Origin of the sequence: Ferribacterium limneticum (genome assembly GCF_020510585.1) — a bacterium.
Classification (GTDB): Bacteria; Pseudomonadota; Gammaproteobacteria; order Burkholderiales; family Rhodocyclaceae; genus Azonexus.
Window position 1 is genome coordinate 1,287,965 of sequence record NZ_CP075190.1, and the last position, 7,036, is coordinate 1,295,000.

General features: G+C 56.8%; 8 protein-coding genes and 1 rRNA gene (1 of these 9 only partly in view). 5 read left to right on the plus strand and 4 right to left on the minus strand.

The window, feature by feature from the left end:
• Positions 1–31: 31 nt before the first annotated feature.
• The 3 genes from KI613_RS06170 to KI613_RS06180 are packed head-to-tail and all read right to left on the minus strand — an operon-like array spanning position 32 to position 2,228.
• Positions 32–823: a ferritin-like domain-containing protein gene (locus tag KI613_RS06170; RefSeq protein WP_226404318.1), complete on the minus strand. Its 792-nt coding sequence runs from the start codon at positions 821–823 to the stop codon at positions 32–34.
• Positions 823–1,869 carry an aldo/keto reductase gene (locus KI613_RS06175; protein WP_226404319.1) on the minus strand — a complete coding sequence of 349 codons (1,047 nt, stop codon included), beginning with the start codon at positions 1,867–1,869 and terminating at the stop codon, positions 823–825. The genes KI613_RS06170 and KI613_RS06175 overlap by 1 nt, the downstream gene beginning before the upstream one ends.
• A gap of 26 nt (positions 1,870–1,895) precedes the next feature.
• On the minus strand, positions 1,896–2,228 hold the full coding sequence (locus KI613_RS06180) for a hypothetical protein (protein ID WP_226404320.1): 333 nt from the start codon (positions 2,226–2,228) through the stop codon (positions 1,896–1,898).
• A gap of 107 nt (positions 2,229–2,335) precedes the next feature.
• Here KI613_RS06180 and KI613_RS06185 point away from each other — a divergent pair, with 107 nt between their 5' ends.
• Together KI613_RS06185 and KI613_RS06190 are read left to right on the plus strand one after the other, a co-directional pair.
• On the plus strand, positions 2,336–2,974 hold the full coding sequence (locus tag KI613_RS06185) for a DUF47 domain-containing protein (RefSeq protein ID WP_226404321.1): 639 nt from the start codon (positions 2,336–2,338) through the stop codon (positions 2,972–2,974).
• A gap of 68 nt (positions 2,975–3,042) precedes the next feature.
• Positions 3,043–3,996 (plus strand): inorganic phosphate transporter, encoded by a 954-nt coding sequence (locus tag KI613_RS06190; protein WP_404826987.1) that lies wholly within the window; start codon positions 3,043–3,045, stop codon positions 3,994–3,996.
• Positions 3,997–4,138: 142 nt separating this feature from the next.
• Here the strand turns inward: KI613_RS06190 and KI613_RS06195 are convergent, their stop codons facing one another.
• Complete coding sequence (locus KI613_RS06195; RefSeq protein ID WP_226404323.1) at positions 4,139–4,360, minus strand: YdcH family protein; 222 nt, start codon at positions 4,358–4,360, stop codon at positions 4,139–4,141.
• A gap of 67 nt (positions 4,361–4,427) precedes the next feature.
• On the opposite strand from KI613_RS06195, the gene KI613_RS06200 reads away from it, so the two are divergent.
• The 3 genes from KI613_RS06200 to KI613_RS06210 all read left to right on the plus strand — a co-directional run.
• Entirely contained in the window at positions 4,428–4,736 is a 309-nt protein-coding gene (locus tag KI613_RS06200) for a hypothetical protein (protein ID WP_226404324.1), read from the plus strand.
• Positions 4,736–5,293, plus strand: coding sequence for a transcription elongation factor GreB (gene greB / locus KI613_RS06205; protein ID WP_226404325.1), 558 nt, complete (start codon positions 4,736–4,738; stop codon positions 5,291–5,293). Before KI613_RS06200 ends, greB begins: the two co-directional genes overlap by 1 nt.
• A 395-nt stretch (positions 5,294–5,688) precedes the next feature.
• A 16S ribosomal RNA gene (locus KI613_RS06210) occupies positions 5,689–7,036 on the plus strand (it continues 190 nt past the right edge of the window).

Genomic DNA, 7,036 nt, shown 5'->3' on the forward strand with positions numbered 1-7,036 from the left:
GGCGAAACATCAACGCATTGAACTGATTATTCTACCTTTTTTTTGCGAGGACCGCCAGTTCACCAGCGCTGAAGCCAGCTGCGAGGCGCGCCGCTTCGTTCATTTTTCCTTGTGGCCATGGCGCTTGATAGCGGGTGAGCAGGTCGCGGTAAGTGCTTTCCGGCTCAAGCCCGCGCTCGGCGCACAGGTGGCGATACCAGCGGTCGCCGAGGCCGACGTGGCCGATTTCATCGCGCAAAATGATGTCGAGGGCGCGGGCGCTTTCGTGGTCGCCAACCTGTTCGAGTTTCATCTGGATGGGCGGCGTGGCGTCGAGGCCACGTGCTTCGAGCAGGCGGGGCACCAACGCCATGCGGACGAGGGCGTCGTCGACCGTTTTTTCGGCCATGTCCCACAGGCCGGCATGGGCCGGGAAGTCGCCGTAGTCGTAGCCGAGGGATTGCAGGCGGGTGCGCAGCAGTTCGAAATGTTCGGCTTCTTCGGCCGCAACACCGATCCAGTCGGCGTAATAGGCTTCCGGCAGGCCGCGAAAGCGGGCGGCGTGGTCGAGGGCGAGGTTGATGGCCGAAAATTCGATGTGCACGATGGCATGGAGCAGGCGGGCGCGACCTTCCGGCGTTCCCGGGTTGCGATTTGGCACGTCTTTATGGGGCAGCAGCTCGGGTTTGGCCGGCCGGCCGCAAGTCAGCGTCACCGGCGTGCTGTCGCGACTATCCAGCTTGCCGGCCTGCCAGTCAGTGGCGATTGCTACGGTCAACCGGATTTTTTGGCCAATTTCGGAAACGGCCAGGGCTTCGGCCAGGCGGACGAAAAGCGACTCCATCAGGGCGCCGGGTTGGTGTAGCGCAGGTGGATGGTGTCGATTTCGCCGAGTATTTCTGGCGAAAGCGTCGTCTGCATGGCGGGCAGGGTTTCCTTGAGTTGGGCCAGCGAGGAGGCGCCGATGATCGTGCTGGCCACGAACCAGCGCGAACGCGAGAAGCCGAGCGCCAACTGCGTCGGCGTCAGGCCATGTTTGTGGGCGAGTTCAACGTAGGCCTGGACGGCGGGGGCGACGTTCGGCTTGCTGTAACGCTGGCCGAAGGCCGGCCATTGGGTGATACGGCCGGCGGCGTTCGGGTTGGCCAGATACTTGCCGGTCAGATGGCCGAAGCCGAGGGCCGAATAGACCAGCAGCCCGACTTGCTGACGATGACAGACTTCGGCCAGGCCGGTTTCGAAAGTCCGGTTGAGCAGGCTGTAGGCGTTCTGCGTCGAAACAATGCGCGGCAGCCCGAGTTCATCGGCCAGCCGGGTGAATTCCATGATGCCCCATGGATGCTCGTTGGAGACGCCAACGTGGCGAATTTTGCCTTCCTTGACCAGTTCGCCAAGCACTTCGAGCTGTTCGCGGATCGGCGTGCCTTCCCGCTCGTTTTTCGGGTCGAACTGCCATTGCCCGAACATCGGCTGGTTGCGCTCCGGCCAGTGCAGTTGATAGAGGTCGACGTAGTCCGTCTGCAGGCGCTGCAGCGAGCCGTCGAGGGCGGCGCGGATATTGGCGCGGTCGAGTGCTGGTGGGCCGTTGCGAATCCAGCCCAGGTTGCGGCTCGGGCCGGCGACCTTGGTGGCGATCTGGATCTGGTCGCGCTGCTGGCGTTTCAGCCAGCGCCCGACGATGCTTTCCGATGCGCCGCAGGTTTCGGCTCGCGGCGGAACGGCGTACATCTCGGCCGTATCGATGAAGCCGATGCCGGCGGCCAGAGCAAAATCGAGCTGGGCATGGGCGTCAGCCTCGCTGGTTTGTTCGCCGAAAGTCATGGTGCCGAGGCAGACCTCGGGGACGATAAAATTGCTACGGCCAAGCTGGCGGGTTTGGAACGGGGTCATGGGCAGACTCCAATATTGAGCAAAAATCAGGGTTGACCGCAGAGAACGCCATATATAAGTACGTGGCGGTTCAATACGTGATCAAAACTGGCCGGCACGATGGCCAGCCGGTGGTCGTCGGGATGTTGGCAGTGTTTTTCCACCCAGGCTTGCGCCGCGGCGTAGGCGGCGTCGAAGCTATCGAACAGCCCGTCGAGTTGTTCGGAGCGGACAGGCAGGAAAACACCGGTGAGCCGATCGAGCAGCTTGTCGGTGTCGAGCATCTGCACCGCGTAGCCGGCCGGTGCCCGGGCCAAAGGCAACTCGTCAAGCGAGAAGCGGTCACCAAATGCGTCGGCGGGAAGGAGAGGGATGTCCATGCGCTATTTTAGCGGGAAGAGCTTTGTTCATCGCTAACCGGGCATTTGGAGGCTGGTGCCGGAGTGATAGAATCCTGTCGTTGTAATAAAAACTTAACAGGACTGTCATGTTCGCTCGTCTGATGCCCAGGGAGGGCAAGTATTTCGATCTTTTCAACGCGCACGCCGAGTTGATTGCGCAGGGTGGAAAGGCTTTGTCCAACATGATCGCCGCACTGGTCGATCATCCCGAGCAAGCGCCAGCCTTCGCCGAGGAAATCGATAGGCTCGAGCGAGAGGCCGATGCCATTACCCACGATACGCTGGGACAACTGCACACAGCGTTCATCACGCCCTTCGATCGCGATGAAATCCATCAGCTGATCAATAGCATGGACGATATTCTCGACGTCATGCAGGACGTCGCCGAGTCGATGTCGCTCTATGACATCACCCGCGTTCCGCCGGATGCCAAGGCCATGGCGATCGTCACCGAAAACTGCTGTATCTGCGTGCAGTCGGTCATCAAGCTGCTGCACAGCATGGACAACGCACCGGCCATTCTCAAGTTTTGTCACGAGATCGATGCGCTGGAATCCGAGGCCGATCGCTCGTTGCGGAGCGCTATGTCCAAAGTCTTCCGCGAAGAACCGGATGTGCGCGAGGTCGTCAAACTCAAGGAAATCTACGAATTGCTCGAGTCGGTCACCGATCGCTGCAAGGATGTGGCCGGCACGGTTGAAGCCATCGTTCTCGAAAACTCCTGAGCGGATAGCTCGGTATGGATACCCTTAATATCAGTCTCGGGGTTGTTGTAACCCTGGTGATTGTCGCCTTGCTGTTCGACTTCATGAACGGCTTTCACGATGCGGCCAATTCAATCGCCACCATCGTTTCCACGCGCGTTCTCAAGCCGCATCAGGCGGTCATCTGGGCGGCGGCGTTCAATTTTCTCGCCTATTTCCTGTTTCAGCTAAAAGTTGCCTCAACCATTGGCAAAGGCACCATCGATCCATCGATCGTCGATCATTACGTGGTCTTCGGTGCGCTGATCGGGGCCATTATCTGGAATATCATCACCTGGTATTACGGCATTCCGTCGTCTTCATCGCACGCGCTGGTCGGCGGGCTGGTCGGTGCCGCCATTGCCAAGGCGGGCGTTGGCAGCCTGATCTCGTCCGGTGTTCTGAAAATCGTCGCCTTCATCTTCGTCGCGCCGTTTCTCGGCTTCATGATTGGCGGGACCTTGATGGTGATCGTTTCGTGGATTTGTCGAAACATGGCACCACGCAAAGTCGATAAACATTTCCGCCGCTTCCAGCTGATCTCGGCCGCCGCATATAGCCTGGGGCACGGTGGAAATGATGCGCAAAAGACAGTCGGCATCATCTGGATGCTGCTGATCGCTGCGGGCATCTCGACGACAAGCGATCCCATTCCCGGTTGGGTTGTTCTCTGCTGCTATACCGCTATGGGCCTCGGAACCATGTTCGGTGGCTGGCGCATCGTCAAGACGATGGGCAATCGCATTACCAAGCTCAATCAGGCCCGCGGCTTCTGCGCCAACACCGGCGGCGCTATCACGCTATTTTTGGCCACGGCGTTCGGAATCCCGGTTTCTACCACCCACACTATTACTGGTGCCATTGCCGGCGTTGGTTCAACGCGTGGCGCGCGCGCCGTACGCTGGGGGGTGGCTGGCGGGATCGTCTGGGCATGGATTCTTACCATCCCCTGCAGTGCGGCTATGGCGGCACTAGCCTGGTATATCGGTTCGCTGATTCTTTGATCGCCAAGATCGCTGTCTTTTCACTCCTGCTGGCTGCGCTGGCAGGAGTCGTATGGACGGTTCCCGTGTTATGGGAACTGGCGGTGGCCGGAGTTATTGGCGCCGTCTACTGGATATTCTTCCGTATTCCACCGAACAATCACTAAGCCGGGATATCGGGTACCAGCATTTCTTCCAGCTGAATGATCCGGTCTTTTAGTAAAAGCTTTCGCTTTTTCAGTCGGGGAATGAGCAAGTCTTCCGGTGGCGGATTCTCGATAAGGTGCGTAATGACCTGATCCAGATCGCGGTGCTCTACCTGCAGTTCATGCAGCTGGGCATGAATGTGGCTGATCTCCGCGTCAGTCAGCGGATGAAGGGACATTTTCGGCTCCTGATTGCTTCGGTTGTTTTGCTAGAATACCTTGATCCGATTCGTGGAGGAGAGAGAAATGCAACATCATGTAATTGTCTCGTTCGGCAAGGAAAAAGAATTCGAATTCAAATTTCCGGGCGGGGCACCATCTGACGTAGCGCGCCAATGGTTTGACCATGAGTTCACCGTTCTGGAGTGCGATGTTGCGACTCCGACCGGCAAGATTCTCGCCGTCGACCGTATTCTTAGTGTCGCCAAATACGCAGGTGAAGCGCGCTTTCGCGACCAGCGTACGTGGGCGGAGCAGTTCGCCAAAAACACGGCGGCCCTGCTCGGGCGCGAACTGATCCGTGTCGATGTCGAGCATTACAGTATCGGATACTGATGAACAAGGCGTTTGTGCGGGAGAGTGATAGCGACGATGAAGAGGATCTTTCGCCCTCGTTGAAGCTTCCTCCGGGAACGCGCAACTATATTACGCCGGCTGGTCATGCCCGATTGAAAGACGAGCTTGAGCATCTGGTCAAACGTGAGCGCCCTCATGTTGTCGAAGTGGTTGCCTGGGCTGCATCGAATGGCGACCGTTCCGAAAATGGCGACTATATATATGGCAAGCGGCGCCTGCGGGAGATTGATCGCCGCATCCGCTTCCTGACCAAGCGCATCGAAAGCGCAGAAATTGTCGATCCGCTGCGCCAGGGCGATAACGATCAGATATTTTTTGGTGCGAGGGTAACAATTGCAGATCCAGATGGCGTCGAGAATACCTATACGATCGTCGGTGTGGATGAAACCGATGTCTCGCAGGGGCGTATTAGCTGGATTTCTCCTCTGGCGCGTGCCTTGATCAAGTCACGACAAGGCGATTCAATCCGATTTCAGAGCCCGTTGGGCGTGCGAGAGATTGATATTGTTGAAGTTTTCTACGGTGTAATTGACTGATTTGAGGGGTGTTGTTGATGGGGTTTGGAGAAAGTTTCAGTTTTGTGTTGACGGCTTGGATTTAATCGGTAGAATGCGCACCTCTCCTGCGGTGCCGGGCGTTTCCGGCGGTTGTAGGGGGGTCAGGCGAAGCAAGAAATTTTGCAAAAAAGCTTGACGGGGTGAGAGAAGTTCTTCATAATCTTGCCTCTCCGCTGCAGACGAAGCGAAAGCGACGGCGCGGTGAAGTTGGAAGCTCTTTAAAAATTTGGACAACCGATAGGTGTGGGTGCCTTGATGCGAAAGCGACGCAAGTCGCAAAAAGTATTAAAGGCAATCACACGGATGGAGAGATCCATCGAGGTAGAAGTTAAATTCTACCGTCAGTGAATTGTGAGTTGTTTTTTTGTTGGATTGAACTGAAGAGTTTGATCCTGGCTCAGATTGAACGCTGGCGGCATGCCTTACACATGCAAGTCGAACGGCAGCACGGGAGCAATCCTGGTGGCGAGTGGCGAACGGGTGAGTAATGTATCGGAACGTACCTTTCAGTGGGGGATAACGTAGCGAAAGTTACGCTAATACCGCATATTCTGTGAGCAGGAAAGCAGGGGATCGCAAGACCTTGCGCTGATTGAGCGGCCGATATCAGATTAGCTAGTTGGTGAGGTAAAGGCTCACCAAGGCGACGATCTGTAGCGGGTCTGAGAGGATGATCCGCCACACTGGAACTGAGACACGGTCCAGACTCCTACGGGAGGCAGCAGTGGGGAATTTTGGACAATGGGCGCAAGCCTGATCCAGCCATGCCGCGTGAGTGAAGAAGGCCTTCGGGTTGTAAAGCTCTTTCAGCCGGGAAGAAAACGCATGGGTTAATACCCTGTGTGGATGACGGTACCGGAATAAGAAGCACCGGCTAACTACGTGCCAGCAGCCGCGGTAATACGTAGGGTGCGAGCGTTAATCGGAATTACTGGGCGTAAAGCGTGCGCAGGCGGTTTGTTAAGATAGGCGTGAAATCCCCGGGCTCAACCTGGGAACTGCGTTTATGACTGGCAGGCTAGAGTATGGCAGAGGGGGGTGGAATTCCACGTGTAGCAGTGAAATGCGTAGAGATGTGGAGGAACACCGATGGCGAAGGCAGCCCCCTGGGCCAATACTGACGCTCATGCACGAAAGCGTGGGTAGCAAACAGGATTAGATACCCTGGTAGTCCACGCCCTAAACGATGTCAACTAGGTGTTGGGTGGGTAAAACCATTTAGTACCGGAGCTAACGCGTGAAGTTGACCGCCTGGGGAGTACGGCCGCAAGGTTAAAACTCAAAGGAATTGACGGGGACCCGCACAAGCGGTGGATGATGTGGATTAATTCGATGCAACGCGAAAAACCTTACCTACCCTTGACATGTCCAGAAGCTCTTAGAGATTTGAGTGTGCCCGAAAGGGAACTGGAACACAGGTGCTGCATGGCTGTCGTCAGCTCGTGTCGTGAGATGTTGGGTTAAGTCCCGCAACGAGCGCAACCCTTGTCGTTAATTGCCATCATTCAGTTGGGCACTTTAACGAGACTGCCGGTGACAAACCGGAGGAAGGTGGGGATGACGTCAAGTCCTCATGGCCCTTATGGGTAGGGCTTCACACGTCATACAATGGTCGGTACAAAGGGTTGCCAACCCGCGAGGGGGAGCTAATCCCAGAAAGCCGATCGTAGTCCGGATCGTAGGCTGCAACTCGCCTGCGTGAAGTCGGAATCGCTAGTAATC

Coding starts and splice junctions, on each gene's coding strand:
- KI613_RS06170 (WP_226404318.1), bottom strand. CDS start 823: ATGGAGTCGCTTTTCGTCCGCCTGGCCGAAGCCCTGGCCGTTTCCGAA.
- KI613_RS06175 (WP_226404319.1), bottom strand. CDS start 1,869: ATGACCCCGTTCCAAACCCGCCAGCTTGGCCGTAGCAATTTTATCGTC.
- KI613_RS06180 (WP_226404320.1), bottom strand. CDS start 2,228: ATGGACATCCCTCTCCTTCCCGCCGACGCATTTGGTGACCGCTTCTCG.
- KI613_RS06185 (WP_226404321.1), top strand. CDS start 2,336: ATGTTCGCTCGTCTGATGCCCAGGGAGGGCAAGTATTTCGATCTTTTC.
- KI613_RS06195 (WP_226404323.1), bottom strand. CDS start 4,360: ATGTCCCTTCATCCGCTGACTGACGCGGAGATCAGCCACATTCATGCC.
- KI613_RS06200 (WP_226404324.1), top strand. CDS start 4,428: ATGCAACATCATGTAATTGTCTCGTTCGGCAAGGAAAAAGAATTCGAA.
- greB (WP_226404325.1), top strand. CDS start 4,736: ATGAACAAGGCGTTTGTGCGGGAGAGTGATAGCGACGATGAAGAGGAT.